Origin of the sequence: Tardiphaga sp. 20_F10_N6_6, assembly GCF_052076045.1 — a bacterium.
GTDB classification, from domain to species: domain Bacteria; phylum Pseudomonadota; class Alphaproteobacteria; order Rhizobiales; family Xanthobacteraceae; genus Tardiphaga; species Tardiphaga robiniae.
In genome coordinates, this window is record NZ_CP197239.1 from 4,202,776 (window position 1) to 4,217,204 (window position 14,429).

Consider the following 14,429-nt stretch of genomic DNA (forward strand, 5'->3'; position numbering starts at 1 on the left):
CGCGAGCGGAGTTTACTTCCGCTTCGCTTCGATCACGTCCCAGACCCGCGCCGCGACATCCGGTCCGCCAAGCTTGGCGATGGCGCGAATGCCCGTGGGCGACGTCACGTTGATCTCGGTGAGATTGCCATCGATCACGTCGATGCCGACGAACAGCAGACCGAGATCACGCAGTGCCGGTCCGACACGTTCGCAGATTTCGCGCTCACGCGGCGAGAGTTCGGTGGCCTTGGCGGCGCCGCCACGCACCATGTTGGAGCGCAAATCGTCTTCAGCCGGCACGCGGTTCACGGCACCCGCGAATTCGCCGTCGATCAGGATGATGCGCTTGTCACCATGCTTCACTTCGGGGAGGAAGCGCTGGATGACCCACTGCTCCTTGAAGGTCACGGAGAACAGATCGTAGAGCGAACCGAAATTCATGTCCTGCGGCAGCACGCGAAACACCGCTGCGCCGCCATGGCCGTGCAGCGGCTTCATCACCACGGCGCCATGCTCGGCACGAAATGCATTGATCTCGTCCTTGTCGCGCGAGATCAGCGTCGGCGGCATCAGATCCGAGAAGCCCATCACAAAGATCTTCTCCGGCGCGTTGCGCACCGAGGCTGGATCATTGACAACCAGCGTCTTCGGATGGATGCGCTCCAGAAGATGCGTCGAGGTGATGTAAGCGAGATCAAATGGCGGGTCCTGGCGCAGCAGCACCACGTCGAAGGATTCCATGGTGGTGCGGGTGGGCTCACCGAGGGTGAAGTAATCGCCTTCGACGTCGCGCACCGACAGCGATTGCACCGGCGCCACCACGTCATTGCCGCGCAGCGAGAGCTTGTCCGGCGTATAATAGGACAGTCTGTGGCCACGCTTCTGGGCTTCCAGCAGCATCGCGAAGGTCGAATCGCCCTTGTGATTGATGCGCGCGATGGGGTCCATCTGGACGGCGACGTTCAAGGTCATGCTGGGGTCCGGAATTGTGGTCGGGAAAGCGAAAACTCAGGTACTGGCGTCGAATGCCGCTAACAGATGGCGTGGCAAATGTCTTGGCGCAATCAGCACGACGTCGAAACGCAGGTCGAATTCCGCATGTTCGGGATGCGTCATCAGCCAGCCTTGGGCGGCATCCATGATCCGGGCCTGCTGGCGGGGCGTCACCGCATAGGCGGCCTCGTCCAGGCTGGCGCGGGCCTTCACTTCGATAAAGGCGATCAGGCTGCGCTTCCTGGCAACGATGTCGATCTCGCCATGGGGCGTGCGAAAGCGGCGTGCGAGGATGCGGTAGCCCTTGGCCAGCAGCAAAGCGGCAGCGCAGCTTTCGGCGGAGAGGCCGGTATTGAACGCGGCGACGCGCTCCGGCGCAGCCGGCTTGGCTGCGGGCTTCGGGGCGGAGACTTTGTCAGTCTTCGCCATCGCCTGAGTCCCTGTGAATCTCCTTGGCCAGTTCCAGCGCGCGGGCATAGACGGCGCGGCGCGGCCGGCCGGACAGTTCGACCGCATGCGCCACCGCATCCTTGACGCTGTCGCGCTGCAACGAGCTGCGCAGCAGGGCATCGAGATCGTCCTCGGTCATGGCCTGCGCATCCGCAGCCGGTGGCCCGATGACGAGCACGAATTCACCGCGGGTCTCCAGCCCATCGGCCCCCTTGGCCAGATCGACAATGGGTCCACGATTGATCTCTTCATGCATCTTGGTGAGTTCGCGGCAGATCGCCGCATCGCGGTTGCCCATGATGTCCGCGAGATCGGCCAGCGTATCCTGCACGCGGTTGCCGGAGTCGAACATCACCAGCGTGGCATCGATGGCAGCCAGCTCGGTCAGGCGGGATCGCCGCGCCATCTGCCGCGACGGTAAAAAGCCCTCGAAGAAAAAGCGATCGGTCGGCAGGGCAGAGACGGCCAGCGCGGCCAGCACCGAGGATGGCCCCGGCAGTGAAATCACATTGAAGCCTGCTGCGGTCACTTCCCGCACCAGCTTGAAGCCGGGGTCGGAAATCAGTGGCGTGCCGGCATCCGACACCAGCGCGATGGACGCGCCCTGCGACAGCTTTTCAAGAATTTTTGGCCGTGCCTGTTCGGCATTGTGCTCATGATATTGCTTGAGTGTGCCGGTGATCCCGTAGCGCTCGGTCAGGCGGCGGGTGATGCGGGTGTCTTCGCAGGCGATGATGTCGACCCCCGCCAGGGTCTCCAGCGCGCGCAGTGTGATGTCGCCAAGATTGCCGATCGGCGTGGCTACGAGATGCAGCCCCGGAACAGCTTTCGGTGCCATGAGCAGATGGCCGGAGACCGTGAAGGTCCGGGCCGATGGTGCCGCGGCGTCAGCAGTCGATGAGGAGAGGGGTGTTGCGCGCATGGCGACAATGTAGAGCGAATTGCGCCAAAGGGGGACAGCCGTTTTTTCGGCGTTTGGCCATGGTTCATTCCCGTCGTGCTAATCCGGCCGCGGTGACGGGGTATGCCAGACATAAAGCTTTTGTTTTGGTTAACTTATTGCCGACAATATGTCTGAATCCGCGCCTCACACTATATAGTGGGTGACGAGGCGGGCCGATCTGATACGGCCGAAAGAAGAGAAGTGATGGCGGATCCGTTCGACCCCAAATCCGGGACCAAGGGCGCGACGTCGGGCGCAACACGGCGGACGGCTGTCGGCCTGCTGCTGGGCGCGCCGCTGCTCGGGGCCTGCGCGGGTGTGCAATCGACGCTGACCAATGCGTTTGGCACCGGACCGACGGCGCCGTCGGGACCGCCTGCCGGACCGGCGCAGCAGTCGCAAGCCATCGGCACCGGGGGCACGAAAGTCGGACTGATCCTGCCGCTGTCGGCTTCCGGCAATGCTGGCGTCGCCGCGCAGTCGATGAAGAACGCCGCCGAAATGGCGCTCACCGAATTCCAGAATCCCAGCATTCAACTCCTGATCAAGGACGACAATGGCAGCGCGCAGGGCGCGCAGCAGGCCGCCCAGCAGGCGCTCGACGAAGGATCCGAAATCATTCTCGGACCGTTGTTTGCGCTGTCAGTGCCGGCCACCGCGCAGCTCACGCGCGCGCGCAACGTGCCGGTGATCGCGTTCTCGACCGATTCCAGCGTCGCCGGCCGTGGTGTCTATTTGCTCAGCTTCCTGCCCGAGTCCGACGTCAATCGCATCGTCGATTACGCCGCGGGCACGGGCAAACGCTCCTTTGCGGCGATGCTGCCCGAGAACGCCTATGGCAATGTGGTCGAAGTTGCGTTCAAGCAGGCCGTCGCGCGCAAGGGTGGCCGCGTCGTCGCTTTTGAGCGCTATGGTGCTGACCGCTCCAGCGCAGCACGCAACATCGCCGCATCGCTCACCGGCGCCGACGCGTTGTTCATTGCTGACGATGGCGACGCGGTTGTGGCAACGGCCGATGCATTGACCGCGGCCGGTGCCAATCTGCGCAATGTGCAATTGCTCGGCACGGGCCTGTGGGACAATCCGCGCGTCTTCAACAGCGCCGCGCTGCAGGGCGGGCTCTATGCCGCGCCGGATCCCGCAGGGTTTCGTGCATTTGCCGGCCGTTATCGCGCGAAATATGGCGGCGATCCCGTGCGTACAGCGACGCTTGCTTACGATGCGGTGGCGCTGGTCGCCGCTTTGGCGCGCACCCAGGGCGGACAGCGCTTCGCACCTGAAACGCTCACCAATCCATCAGGCTTTGCCGGCATCGATGGCCTGTTCCGGTTCCGCAGCGATGGCGGTAACGATCGCGGCCTCGCCGTGATGAAGGTCGCGTCGGGTGGTGGTCAGGCCGTGGCGGGCTCGCCAAAGAGCTTCGGGGCTTAGCGCCTACGCCGCCAGATCTGCCACAACAGCATCGAGCACAGGGAAGCCCTCCTGCGTCACGCGCAGGCGACCGTTCTGTTCCACGACGATGGCGCCTTCCTCGCGCAGGATCTGGATACGTTTCTCGTCCAGCGCGCGGCCGGATAGCATCTGATAGCGTGCGGGATCGATGCCTTCGGCAAGGCGCAGGCCCATCAGCAGATATTCGTCGGCGCGTTCTTCGCTATTGAGCAACTCATCCGATGTGACACCGTGGCCGTTGTCTTCCACGCGCATTACCCAGGCTTCCGGCCGCTTTTCGGTGGCGATGGCATGTCTGACACCGTCGATGTCAAGGCGGCCATGGGCGCCAGGCCCGATGCCGGCATATTCCTGGCCGCGCCAATAGACGAGATTGTGTTTGCACTCCGCGCCGGGGCGGGCATGATTTGAAATCTCGTAGAACGGCAGGCCCTGCTGCGCGCAGACCTCCTGCGTCACGTCATAAAGCGTACGCGCGAGGCCCTCGTCGGGTGTCTTGAGTTTGCCGGCGGCGTGCAATCCGAAGAACGGCGTGCCTTCCTCGATGGTCAGCTGATACAGTGACAGATGTTCGGCGGCTTCCGAGATCGCGAGCTTGAGTTCGTCGGTCCACATCTGCGGGGTCTGGTCGGGGCGCGCATAGATCAGATCGAACGAATATCGATCGAACGCGCTGCGCGCGATGGCCACGGCATCGAGTGCCTCGCGCGCCGTATGCAAACGTCCGAGCGACTTCAGCGACGCATCGTCGAGTGCCTGTACGCCAAGTGACACGCGGTTGACGCCGGCCTCGCGATAGCCGCGAAAGCGCGTCGCTTCGACGGAGGTCGGGTTGGCTTCGAGTGATACTTCGACGTCGGAGGCGACGTTCCAGTATTTACCGATCGAATCGAGAATAGCGCCGACGGTTTGTGGCTGCATCAGCGACGGCGTACCGCCGCCGAGAAAGATCGACGTCACCGTACGGCCGGGCGTGCGGGCAGCCGTGGTTTCGATCTCCCGTGCGAAGGCCCGCGCGAAACGTACTTCGTCGACGGCGTGATGACGGACGTGGCTGTTGAAGTCGCAATACGGGCACTTCGACAGGCAGAACGGCCAGTGCACATAGACGCCGAAAGCGTCCTGCTGTGCGTCAGCGGGATTCAAGGCAGATCTCCGCGAGTTTCACGAATGCCCTGGCGCGATGCGACAGGCCTTCGCCGAGTGGCGGCAACCCGTGCTTCTCGACCGCGGTCATTTCGCCATAGGTGCGGGTGTGACCATCGGGCAGGAATGTCGGATCGTAGCCGAAGCCGGCAGTGCCGCGTGGTGGCCAGACCAGCGTGCCATGGGCGTGCGCTTCGACTTCCTCGAGATGACCGTCGGGCCACGCCACGCAGAGTGCCGAGACGAAATGCGCGGTGCGCTTGTCAGGCGAGGTCGCGCCGCGCTCCTGCAACAGGCGTTCGATCCGCGTCATCGCGCCGGTGAAGTCCTTGGACTCGCCGGCCCAGCGCGCCGAGAAGATGCCGGGTGCGCCGTCGAGGGCATCGACGACGAGGCCTGAATCATCCGCGAAGGCCGGCAATTGCGCGACATTGGCCGCGGCAATCGCCTTGATGGCGGCATTGGCCTTGAAGGTGTCGCCGGTCTCGTCGGGCTCGGCGAGGTCGAGTTCGCCGGCCGATACTGCTTCGATGCCATAGGGCGCCAGGAGATCGCGCATCTCGGCAAGCTTGCCGGGATTGTGGGTGGCGATGACGAGCTTCCCAGTGATTCGACGATGCATGATGCGAGTCTACGCCTGCTTGATGACTTGCGGAATCACGCGATGGCCATTTTCTGGAGTTCAACCAGACGTCCGACGCCCTTTTGCGCCAGTGCCATCAACTTCAGGAACTCGTCCTGCGTGAACGGCGTTTTTTCGGCGGTGCCCTGCACCTCGATGATGCGGCCGTCGCCGGTCATCACGAAATTGGCGTCGGTGTCGGCTTCGGAATCTTCGGCATAATCGAGATCGAGCACCGGGGTGCCCTGATAGATGCCGCAGGAAATCGCCGCGATATTGTCGCGCAGCACGTTGCCGCCGCCGTTCTTGAACATGTTGCGGTTCTTCATCCACGAGATGCAATCGGCCAGCGCAACCCATGCGCCGGTGATCGACGCCGTGCGGGTGCCGCCATCGGCCTGGATCACGTCGCAGTCGATGGTGATCTGGCGTTCGCCGAGCGCTTCGAGGTCGACGGCAGCGCGCAGCGAGCGGCCGATCAGGCGCTGGATCTCGACGGTGCGGCCGCCCTGCTTGCCGGATGCGGCTTCGCGGCGGGTGCGTTCCAGCGTGGCGCGGGGCAGCATGCCGTATTCGGCGGTGACCCAGCCGCGGCCCTGGCCCTTGAGCCATGGCGGCAGGCGCTCTTCCAGCGTGGCGGTCACCAGCACATGAGTGTCGCCGAATTTCACCATGCAGGAACCTTCGGCATATTTGACCACGCCGCGTTCCAGCGACACGGCACGCAGTTCATCGGGCGCACGACGGCTTGGCCGCATGAGAAAATCCTTCCAAATGTCCAGAGAAAGCCTGTTCGCGGTGCTTTTAGGGGGCACGGAGCGTAGCGGCAAGGGCAGGGCAGGTTCCACAACCGCAATGGTGCTTGTATCCGGGGGCTCGGGGCGACAGATTAGGTTCTCAAGGAGTACCCTGTGGCCCACCACGATCCGATCGGCCTGATTTCGCCGCATGCCGGGCTCGCCCAGCTCAATGAGCGATCGCGTGAGATCTTCCGGCAGATCGTCGAGAGCTATCTCGCCACCGGCGAACCTGTCGGTTCGCGCAACATTTCGCGCCTGATCACGGTTCCGCTGTCGCCGGCCTCGGTCCGCAACGTCATGTCGGACCTAGAGCAGCTCGGCCTCATCTATGCGCCGCATACCTCTGCAGGACGGCTGCCGACCGAACTCGGACTGCGGTTTTTTGTCGATGCCTTGATGCAGGTCGGTGACCTCACCGAGCCGGAGCGGCAATCGATCCAGCAGCAACTGTCTTCTGTGGGGCGCTCGCAGACGGTGGAGGCGGCGCTCGGCGAGGCGCTGACGCAGCTGTCCGGACTTACCCGCGCGGCGGCGGTGGTTCTGACCGCCAAGTCCAATGTGCGGCTGAAACACATCGAATTCGTCCGTTTAGAGCCCGAAAAGGCGCTGGTCGTGCTGGTTGCCGAGGATGGCCAGGTCGAAAACCGCGTGCTGACCCTGCCGCCGGGCGTGCCGTCGTCGGCGCTGAACGAGGCGTCGAACTTCCTCAATGCCCGGATTCGCGGCCGCACGCTGGCTGAGGCCCGGCTGGAGCTGGAGACGGCGCTGACCCAGAACCAGATCGAGCTCGATCAGTTGACCCAGAAGGTCATTGCCGCCGGCATTGCCAGCTGGTCGGGTGGCGAGAAGGACGATCGGCAGCTGATCGTGCGTGGCCAGGCCAATCTGCTCGAGGATCTCCATGCGCTGGAGGATCTTGAACGCGTTCGCCTCCTGTTCGACGATCTCGAAGCCAAGCGCGAGGTGATCGACCTTCTCGGCAGGGCGGAGACGGCCGAAGGTGTCCGCATCTTCATCGGCTCGGAAAACAAGCTGTTCTCGCTGTCCGGCTCGTCCACGATCATTGCGCCCTACAGCGATGGCGCCGGCCATATTGTCGGCGTTCTCGGTGTCATCGGGCCGACCCGGCTGAACTATGCGCGGGTGATCCCGATGGTAGATTACGCGGCGCGCATCGTCAGCCGCATGCTCGGGGGCTGACAGATCGGCCGAATCCGGCCGGTTGTGCTTGATTTTCGGCGCTCAAACCCCGATATCCCGCTCAGCAATCCCACCATTTTGGCGTGTTTTTGAGAAGGCAGCGTGATGACTGATTCCAATGGGCAGAACGACAATCAGGACAAGACGGCAGCGGCCGCCGATCCGGTGGTCTCCAAGCCCTACATCATGCCGGACGATCCGGAACCGAATTCGGTCGAGGCCCTGACCAAGGAAGCAGCGGAATCGCGCGACAAGATGCTGCGCACGCTGGCGGAGATGGAAAACCTGCGGAAGCGGACCCAGAAGGAAGTCGCGGACGGCCGCACCTATGCGATCGCCAATTTCGCGCGCGAAGTGCTCGATATCGCCGACAGCCTGCAGCGTGCGCTGGACGCCGTGCCTGCCGACACCAAGGCCGCGGCCGATCCGGGCCTGAAGGCGCTCCTCGAAGGTGTCGAGCTTACCGAGCGTTCGCTGCTCAACACGCTGGAAAAGAACGGCGTGAAGAAGTTCGATCCGTCGGGCGAGAAGTTCGATCCGAATTTCCAGCAGGCGATGTACGAAGTGCCCGATGCTTCCGTGCCTGCGGGCACCGTCGTTCAGGTCGTGCAGGCCGGTTATACCATCGGCGAGCGCGTGCTGCGCCCGGCGCTGGTCGGCGTGTCGAAGGGCGGCGCCAAGGCTGCACCTGTAGCGTCGGAATAAAGCTGTGTAGTAGGAGCTGGATCGTCCGGTCAAGCCGGGCGATGACAGCGAGAGTTAAGCCGCCAGCTCGCCCGACTGGATCCGCTTCACGCCGGCCTTGTTCATGTCGGCCCAAGCCTTGGCCAGCGAGCCCTGCGTGTCGATGCCGCGGCAGGCATCTTCGATCACATAGACATCGAAACCTGCTTTTCGCGCATCAAGGGCGGACCACGCGACACAGAAATCTGTGGCGAGACCGGCGATGAACACGCGCTGCAATTTGCGGGCTTTCAGATAGGCGGCGAGACCGGTGGTGGTCTTCCCGTCGGCCTCGGTGAAGGCCGAATAGCTGTCGACGTCCTTGTTGAAGCCCTTGCGCAGGATCAGCTCGGTATGCGGGATGGCGAGATCCTTCGAGAGCGCAGCCCCTTCAGTGCCCTGCACGCAGTGATCCGGCCACAGCACCTGCTTGCCGTATTTCACATCGGTGGTCTCAAACGGCTTCTTGCCGCTGTGGCTGGACGCGAAGGAGATATGGCCGGGCGTGTGCCAGTCCTGCGTCATCACCACGTCGGCGAATTTCTTCGCGATGGCGTTGATGACCGGCACGACCTTATCGCCGTCCTTCACCGCAAGGCTGCCACCGGGCAGGAAGCAGTTCTGCACGTCAATCACCAGCAGGACGGATGTGCGGTCGAGGCTAACCTTGCCGGCGGCGGACAGTGTTTTGGGAGCTAGGCTGGTCATGGCCATGGTTCCAAGCCCTCCGAGAATTTGACGTCTGTTGAGCATCGCGAAATTCCCCGTACCGAATTGGCCCAGCAAATCAGGTCACGTGGAGATCGTAAAGCGGGCCGTGAGGACGGCCGTGCGTTCTTTAGCGCGGCTCGATACCGTCGCGCACGGCGCGGAAGCGCGGAAACGCCTTGGCCCAATCGTCACGTGGGGCGCTTGCGATAATGCGCATGGTGACCTTGCCGCCGCCGAAGCGCAGCCACTGCACAACGCTGACCGGCGTGTTGTTCTTGCCGCTGACGGCGTCGATACGGGTCTCCCAGCCTGCCATGCCGTCGATCCGTTGCGGCTCCGACATGGTGATGCGGCCTTCGCGCAGGCCGGGAATCGTGCCCGCGGCCTGCTGGGCAAAGCGGCCGCGATCTTCAGCCTTTTCCGGCGCGGAGGCCAGGCTGCCGATCACCACAAAAGGACTCGTTTCGATGCTGTTCTCGTCGCTCGAGTCGGCCAGCAATAGCGCGGCACCCGGCGCCAGCGTGCGGACGGTCTTGAAGTCGCTCATTTCCGAGACCTTGAACGGCATCAGACCGAGTTGCTCTGCCAGCGGGACTTCCTTGCGGACCACGGCGGATGAGAGCATCTGGCGCACCGCGTCGTCGGTGTAGATTTTCTGGGCGTTTTCCGGGACCTGCACGGCGACATAGCCGGAGAAGGTCCCGCCGCCGACGATCATCGAATAGCGCCTGACATTGCCGGTCGCGTCCTTGGCGTTCTCGATCGTGTAGAAGGCCTTTCCGGCCGTGGTCTCGATGCTCTCGGGCTTCGCGGCCATACCAGCCGGATTGGCCTTGAACGCGATCTCAACCTCGTTGAAGGCGGCGGCTGGTAGCTCGGTCATGAGCACCTTAACGCCCTGATCGGAGGTCTCGAAGCCGACAAAGGTCTTTGCCGGGGCGAGGCCGACCAGCGGGGCCAGACCCACGCGGACCCCCGGCGGGAAAATCGGATCGGCCGCCAAAGCGGGACGGTGGGCGACCGAAATGGCCGTCAGCATGGTCAAGGCGAACAGGGGCGCAGCATGTTTCATGAAAAATCTACTGGGTTTGCATTGAGGCTGTTCGATGGTGCGGGGCTCCGGCCTTGGTCGCCGCGCGCCCGGTCGGAAAGGGCTTTCACGGTTGCCCTGTTCCGCCAACAGATCAAGCCATAAATCCGTTCCCGGCGCCGTCCGCGCCCATCCGTCGCGTATTGGCGAAACAACCGCCAAGGGTCTGTTTCACCAAATATTAATTTCGCGCATCGGTCGTGTTTTCATGGGTCTGGAGTGTGCCAGATGCCTTGCGGCCACCACCCCCCCTCCTATATGAGGCCTACCGTCGCAATATCGCGAATAGTTGATGTTTGGGGGTTGGGAGCGGGGTGCCGTCAGGGCCCAGCCAACCTGCCGCAGAAAAAGGATATGAGAGCATGGGAAAGGTCATCGGTATCGACCTCGGTACGACGAATTCCTGCGTCGCCGTCATGGATGGCAAAACGCCGAAGGTCATCGAGAACGCGGAAGGCATGCGGACCACGCCGTCCATCGTGGCTTTTACCGATGATGGCGAGCGCCTCGTCGGCCAGCCGGCCAAGCGCCAGGCAGTTACCAATCCCGAGCGCACCATTTTCGCGGTGAAGCGCCTGATCGGCCGCCGCTATGACGATCCGACCGTCGAGAAGGACAAGAAGCTCGTCCCCTACAAGATTGCCAAAGGTGGCAATGGCGACGCCTGGGTCGAAGTCGACGGTAAAACCTATTCGCCCTCGCAGATCTCCGCCTTCACGCTGCAGAAGATGAAGGAGACCGCGGAGGCTCATCTCGGCCAGAAGGTCGAGCAGGCCGTCATCACCGTGCCCGCTTACTTCAACGACGCCCAGCGTCAGGCCACCAAGGATGCCGGCAAGATCGCTGGCCTCGAAGTGCTGCGCATCATCAACGAGCCGACTGCGGCTGCGCTCGCTTACGGCCTCGACAAGTCGAAGTCCGGCACCATCGCGGTGTATGACCTCGGCGGCGGCACCTTCGACGTCTCGATCCTTGAGATCGGCGACGGCGTGTTCGAAGTGAAGTCCACCAACGGCGACACGTTCCTCGGCGGTGAAGACTTCGACATGCGTCTGGTCGGCTACCTCGCCGACGAGTTCAAGAAAGAGCAGGGCATCGACCTGCGCAACGACAAGCTGGCTCTGCAGCGCCTGAAGGAAGCTGCTGAAAAAGCGAAGATCGAGCTGTCGTCGACGACCCAGACCGAAATCAACCTGCCGTTCATCACGGCGGATGCCTCCGGTCCGAAGCATCTGACGTTGAAGCTGACCCGCGCCAAGTTCGAAGCGCTGGTCGACGATCTCGTGCAGAAGACCATCGAGCCTTGCCGCAAGGCGCTCAAGGATGCCGGCCTCACCGCCGGTGAAATCGGCGAAGTGGTTCTGGTCGGCGGCATGATCCGCATGCCGAAGATCCAGGAAGTCGTGAAGCAGTTCTTCGGCAAGGAGCCCCACAAGGGCGTCAACCCGGACGAAGTCGTGGCCATCGGCGCCGCCATTCAGGCCGGCGTGCTGCAGGGCGACGTGAAGGACGTGCTGCTGCTCGACGTGACCCCGCTGTCGCTGGGCATCGAGACGCTGGGTGGCGTGTTCACCCGGATCATCGAGCGCAACACAACGATCCCGACCAAGAAGAGCCAGGTATTCTCGACGGCCGAGGACAACCAGAACGCCGTCACCATCCGGGTCTTCCAGGGTGAGCGCGAAATGGCGGCCGACAACAAGCCGCTCGGCCAGTTCGACCTGATGGGCATTCCGCCCGCTCCGCGCGGCATGCCGCAGGTCGAGGTGACCTTCGACATCGACGCCAACGGCATCGTCAACGTGTCGGCGAAGGACAAGGCGACCAACAAGGAACAGCAGATCCGGATTCAGGCATCCGGCGGTCTGTCCGAGTCCGACATCCAGAAGATGGTCAAGGACGCCGAAGCCAACGCTGCCGAGGACAAGAAGCGTCGTGAGGCTGTCGATGCCAAGAACCACGGCGATGCCCTCGTGCATTCGACCGAGAAGGCTCTCGGCGAGCATGGCGATAAGGTCGGTGAGACCGAGCGCCGCGCCATCGAGGATGCCATGAGCGACCTGAAGGAAGCTCTGAAGGGTGATGATGCCGAGGCGATCAAGGCCAAGACCAACACGCTGGCGCAAGCTTCGATGAAGCTCGGCGAAGCGATGTACACCCAGCAGGCCGAGGCTGACGCCAAGCGCGACGCCGAGAAGGATGACGTGGTCGACGCCGAGTTCACGGAAGTCGACGACGACAAGCCGAAGAAGTCGGCCTGATAGGCGAGCGGAACGATGACCCTCATCCTGAGTAGCGCGGTGCGCGTCTCGAAGGATGAGGGTTGTTTTTTTGTTAGGCCGGCCTTGTTAGGCAAGTTTTGTTAGTGCGGGAGTAGCATCTTGATCGATGCGTTCTTCTGGGATGCTCCTCGGGATGAGGACCAATTTCGGGCGGATCTGACTGATGTCCACCAAGCAATGTTATTACGAGACGTTGGAAGTCGAGCGCGGCGCGAATGATGCGACCCTGAAGACGTCGTTTCGCAAGCTTGCGATGAAATGGCATCCGGACAAGAATCCAGGCGATGCCGCCGCTGAAGTGAAGTTCAAAGAAATTGCCGAGGCCTACGACGTTCTCAAGGACGGCGACAAGCGCGCGGCCTATGACCGTTATGGCCATGCGGCCTTCGAACAGGGCAATGGTGGCGGCGGTGGTCCGGGCTTTGGATCCGGCTTCGCCTCCTCCTTCTCCGACATTTTCGAAGACCTGTTCGGCATGGCCGGACAGCGCGGCGGTGGCCGCAGCGGCGGCCGCGAGCGCGGGGCAGATCTTCGCTACAACATGGAAATCACGCTGGAGGAGGCTTACTCCGGCAAGACCGCACAGATCGAGATTCCGGTCGCGGTGACCTGCGAAGCCTGCTCCGGCACCGGCGCCAAGGCAGGAACCAAGCCGAAGGCCTGTTCGACCTGCGGCGGTGCCGGCCGCGTCCGTCAGGCCCAGGGCTTCTTCACGCTGGAAAGGACCTGCCCGAGCTGTCAGGGCCGGGGTCAGATGATCGAGGATCCGTGCCCGAGCTGCTCCGGCGCCGGCCGCGTCGAGCGCGAGCGCACGCTCTCGGTCAACATTCCGGCGGGCGTCGAGGACGGCACCCGCATTCGTCTTGCCAATGAAGGCGAAGCCGGCGCGCGCGGTGGTCCGTCGGGCGATCTCTATATTTTCCTGTCGCTGGCCTCGCACGACTTCTTCCAGCGCGATGGCGCGGACCTGCATTGCCGCGTGCCGATCTCGATGGTGACCGCGGCGCTGGGCGGTGAATTCGAAGTGCCGACCATCGAAGGCGGACGCAACAAGGTCAAGGTTCCCTCGGGCACCCAGTCCGGGCGCCGCTTTCGCGTTTCGTCGAAGGGCATGCCGGTGCTGCGCTCGCGCCAGACCGGCGACATGTATGTCCAGGTCGTCGTGGAAACGCCGCAGAACCTGACGAAAAAGCAGCAGGAGCTGCTGGCCGAATTCGAGAAACTATCTTCGGGTGCAACGCAACCTGAAGCCGCGGGTTTCTTCACTAAGGTCAAGGACTTCTTCGGAACGCGGACAAGCTCCTGACGTTGGAAGCTTGACCGTTTCTATTGTTGCCTATACCTCTTTATGACGAAATTCTGACGTTCCGCACGTTCCGCGGTCTGCCTGGAAGCGACATGCCTCTGCACTCGTCCGCGCGTACGTTGAAGAAGCCGCTCCGTCTCGACGACGAGGTTCGCTTCCTCCGTTCATGGATCGATAAGCCGCTGCATATGGGTGCCGTGATGCCGTCGGGCAAAGCTCTTGCCCGCACGATGGCGCAATATGTCGATAATGACGCGACCGGTCCGGTCATCGAACTTGGACCCGGCACCGGCGCGATCACCTCTGCGCTCGTCGCGCATGGGGTGGACCAGAAGCGTCTGGTGCTCGTCGAATTCAATCCCACCTTTTGCGCACTGCTGCGTGAGCGCTACCCACAGGCGACGATCGTTCAGGGCGACGCCTACACATTGCGCGATACCCTGTGGGATGTGCTGAAAGAGCCCGCCTCCGCCGTCGTCTCCGGCCTGCCGCTGGTCACCAAGCCGATGCTGACGCGCCTCAAGCTGATCCGCGATGCCTTCGCGGCGATGTCGCCGAACGCGCCCTTCGTGCAGTTCACCTATTCGGTGGCGCCGCCGATCCCCAAATCGCTGCCCGGCGTGTCCACAGAGGCCTCCGAGCGGATCTGGATGAACCTTCCGCCGGCGCGCGTCTGGGTGTATCGCAAACGCTAGTGCCGGCCGCGATCGCGCGGTGGCTTCGCCCCGA

General features: G+C 63.1%; 14 protein-coding genes. 6 read left to right on the forward strand and 8 right to left on the reverse strand.

The genetic code is table 11. The features are described 5' to 3' along the window. Positions 1 to 12 precede the first annotated feature (12 nt). The 3 genes from gshB to rsmI are packed head-to-tail and all read right to left on the reverse strand — an operon-like array spanning position 13 to position 2,347. Positions 13 to 954, reverse strand: a complete 942-nt coding sequence (gene gshB, locus AB7813_RS20230) for a glutathione synthase (RefSeq protein ID WP_439065437.1) — start codon at positions 952 to 954, stop codon at positions 13 to 15. Positions 955 to 990: 36 nt separating this feature from the next. Then, positions 991 to 1,404 (reverse strand): YraN family protein, encoded by a 414-nt coding sequence (locus AB7813_RS20235; RefSeq protein WP_439065438.1) that lies wholly within the window; start codon positions 1,402 to 1,404, stop codon positions 991 to 993. Continuing rightward, complete coding sequence (gene rsmI / locus AB7813_RS20240) at positions 1,391 to 2,347, reverse strand: 16S rRNA (cytidine(1402)-2'-O)-methyltransferase (protein ID WP_439065439.1); 957 nt, start codon at positions 2,345 to 2,347, stop codon at positions 1,391 to 1,393. The genes AB7813_RS20235 and rsmI overlap by 14 nt, the downstream gene beginning before the upstream one ends. 225 nt (positions 2,348 to 2,572) lie before the next feature. Between rsmI and AB7813_RS20245 the strand changes: the two genes are divergently transcribed. Then, positions 2,573 to 3,799, forward strand: a complete 1,227-nt coding sequence (locus AB7813_RS20245; protein WP_093757821.1) for a penicillin-binding protein activator — start codon at positions 2,573 to 2,575, stop codon at positions 3,797 to 3,799. A 3-nt stretch (positions 3,800 to 3,802) separates the two neighbouring features. Here AB7813_RS20245 and hemW read toward each other — a convergent pair whose 3' ends face one another. The 3 genes from hemW to rph are packed head-to-tail and all read right to left on the reverse strand — an operon-like array spanning position 3,803 to position 6,346. Beyond that, positions 3,803 to 4,966 carry a radical SAM family heme chaperone HemW gene (hemW, locus tag AB7813_RS20250; protein WP_093757822.1) on the reverse strand — a complete coding sequence of 388 codons (1,164 nt, stop codon included), beginning with the start codon at positions 4,964 to 4,966 and terminating at the stop codon, positions 3,803 to 3,805. Next, positions 4,953 to 5,588: an RdgB/HAM1 family non-canonical purine NTP pyrophosphatase gene (rdgB, locus tag AB7813_RS20255; protein WP_439065440.1), complete on the reverse strand. Its 636-nt coding sequence runs from the start codon at positions 5,586 to 5,588 to the stop codon at positions 4,953 to 4,955. The genes hemW and rdgB overlap by 14 nt, the downstream gene beginning before the upstream one ends. 35 nt (positions 5,589 to 5,623) lie before the next feature. Further along, entirely contained in the window at positions 5,624 to 6,346 is a 723-nt protein-coding gene (gene rph, locus AB7813_RS20260) for a ribonuclease PH (RefSeq protein WP_093757824.1), read from the reverse strand. A gap of 153 nt (positions 6,347 to 6,499) precedes the next feature. Here rph and hrcA point away from each other — a divergent pair, with 153 nt between their 5' ends. Together hrcA and grpE are read left to right on the forward strand one after the other, a co-directional pair. Continuing rightward, positions 6,500 to 7,588, forward strand: coding sequence for a heat-inducible transcriptional repressor HrcA (gene hrcA, locus AB7813_RS20265; protein ID WP_068730256.1), 1,089 nt, complete (start codon positions 6,500 to 6,502; stop codon positions 7,586 to 7,588). A gap of 105 nt (positions 7,589 to 7,693) precedes the next feature. Next, positions 7,694 to 8,293: a nucleotide exchange factor GrpE gene (grpE, locus tag AB7813_RS20270; RefSeq protein WP_175369366.1), complete on the forward strand. Its 600-nt coding sequence runs from the start codon at positions 7,694 to 7,696 to the stop codon at positions 8,291 to 8,293. Positions 8,294 to 8,347: 54 nt separating this feature from the next. Here grpE and pncA read toward each other — a convergent pair whose 3' ends face one another. After that, positions 8,348 to 9,064: a bifunctional nicotinamidase/pyrazinamidase gene (gene pncA / locus AB7813_RS20275; protein ID WP_439065441.1), complete on the reverse strand. Its 717-nt coding sequence runs from the start codon at positions 9,062 to 9,064 to the stop codon at positions 8,348 to 8,350. An 85-nt stretch (positions 9,065 to 9,149) separates the two neighbouring features. Beyond that, complete coding sequence (locus AB7813_RS20280; RefSeq protein ID WP_439065442.1) at positions 9,150 to 10,094, reverse strand: hypothetical protein; 945 nt, start codon at positions 10,092 to 10,094, stop codon at positions 9,150 to 9,152. Positions 10,095 to 10,474: 380 nt separating this feature from the next. On the opposite strand from AB7813_RS20280, the gene dnaK reads away from it, so the two are divergent. The 3 genes from dnaK to AB7813_RS20295 all read left to right on the forward strand — a co-directional run bounded on the left by dnaK (position 10,475) and on the right by AB7813_RS20295 (position 14,395). Further along, positions 10,475 to 12,373 carry a molecular chaperone DnaK gene (gene dnaK, locus AB7813_RS20285; protein ID WP_068730261.1) on the forward strand — a complete coding sequence of 633 codons (1,899 nt, stop codon included), beginning with the start codon at positions 10,475 to 10,477 and terminating at the stop codon, positions 12,371 to 12,373. 184 nt (positions 12,374 to 12,557) lie between these two features. Continuing rightward, positions 12,558 to 13,700 (forward strand): molecular chaperone DnaJ, encoded by a 1,143-nt coding sequence (dnaJ, locus tag AB7813_RS20290; protein ID WP_089263665.1) that lies wholly within the window; start codon positions 12,558 to 12,560, stop codon positions 13,698 to 13,700. Positions 13,701 to 13,792: 92 nt separating this feature from the next. Further along, a complete protein-coding gene (locus AB7813_RS20295) occupies positions 13,793 to 14,395 on the forward strand; it encodes a class I SAM-dependent methyltransferase (RefSeq protein WP_093757830.1) in 603 nt (200 codons plus the stop codon). Positions 14,396 to 14,429: the final 34 nt, after the last annotated feature.